The organism is Austwickia sp. TVS 96-490-7B, from assembly GCF_019331795.1.
Classification (GTDB): Bacteria; Actinomycetota; Actinomycetes; order Actinomycetales; family Dermatophilaceae; genus Austwickia.
This window is the reverse complement of the sequence record NZ_JAHPZL010000019.1, coordinates 1-1,425: the sequence shown is the minus strand read 5'-3', so window position 1 is coordinate 1,425 and position 1,425 is coordinate 1. Positions and strand designations below refer to the sequence as shown.

The 1,425-nt window shown below is 62.1% G+C and carries 2 protein-coding genes; both read left to right on the top strand.

Annotation, left to right across the window (positions count from 1 at the left end):
- Positions 1 to 933: S8 family serine peptidase (locus tag KEM60_RS16305; RefSeq protein WP_219108491.1), on the top strand; the 933-nt coding region annotated here is incomplete at its 5' end.
- Positions 930 to 1,425: S8 family serine peptidase (locus tag KEM60_RS16310; RefSeq protein WP_219108489.1), on the top strand; the 496-nt coding region annotated here is incomplete at its 3' end. The genes KEM60_RS16305 and KEM60_RS16310, both read left to right, overlap by 4 nt.

The following is a 1,425-nucleotide window of genomic DNA, read 5'->3' as shown; positions in this document are numbered from 1 at the left end:
GGGCTGATTGGCGCCGCTCCTAACGCCGCCATCATCAGCGTCTCTTTTGGCACAACCCATTCCACGGTCGATGATTCCATTGCTACCGCAATTAGATACTGCGCCGACCGTGGCGCTAAAGTCATCAATCTCTCTCTTTTAGAGGGAAGTAACGACACCAAAAAAGCTGCGCTCTACGCCCAGTCTAAAGACGTCGTCGTAGTCGCTGGGGCCGGAAATTTCGGCAGCTCCCCACCGTCCGGAATATCTAGCATGTTCGGCATTCTGTCAGTGGCTGGGGTCGATCACAACCTCACCCGTGACCCTCGCTCCAGCTGGGGCAGCGGCGAAAAAGATAAAAACGGAAAAATTTACACCCAAGGTGTGGCTGTGTGTGGCCCGTTCGCGACCACCCCGGACACGGGAGTCCCGCAAGCCTGGCCCGGCGGCGGCTACCGCGACGGCGCAGGCACGTCCATCTCCACCTCGGTCGTCACCGGCATCGTCGCCGCTATCCGCGCGAAACACCCCGACCTCAACGCCGCCAGCATCATCAACCGCGTCTTAAAAACCGCTAAAAAAACCGGCACCGGTGACATCCCCACCGCCGACTGCGGCTGGGGCCTCGTCGACGCCTACGCCGCACTCACGGCTGACGTCCCTACCGTCACCGACAACCCCCTCGGGCAAATCGGCGAAGGATACGACAACCCCTCACGAGACGTTTTCGGAGTGAAATCGATGGGGCTGTGGGACCCCACCTACCAACCTGACCCTGAATATTCCTCCGCCATGCCCCAACCCCCCACAAACACACCCCAAGGACCCATCACCGCCGCCGCACCCCGCAGCCCCGCCACCGCTTCCTGGGCCATCCTCGCCGGACTGGCCACCTGCGCCACCCTCATCGGCGGCCTAACCTGGTGGCTCCGACGCCGCCGCAGACACCCATGACCAGGCCACATCCACGACACGCCGCCACCATCATGCTCATCACCGCCGGATTAGCCTGCGGCGCAGCGGTCCCGGCTCATGCGGGGGACCAGGTCCGGGACCGGCAATGGTGGATCACCCCGATGGGCATCGACCGCACCCTGTCACTATCGCAAGGTTCAGGCGTCACAATCTGCCTGGTGGACAGTGGCATCGACACCACCCACCCCGACCTGACCGGGGTGCGATTTACTGGCGGTAAAGACCTGTCCGGAATCGGAGCCCCCGACGGACTCAAACCCATCACTGGCGAACACGACGCCGACCATGGCACATCCATGGCCGTGAATATCGCTGGACGCGGCCACGGCCCCAACGGAAAAGAAGGGCTGATTGGCGCCGCTCCTAACGCCGCCATCATCAGCGTCTCTTTTGGCACAACCCATTCCACGGTCGATGATTCCATTGCTACCGCAATTAGATACTGCGCCGACCGTGGCGCTAAAGTCATCA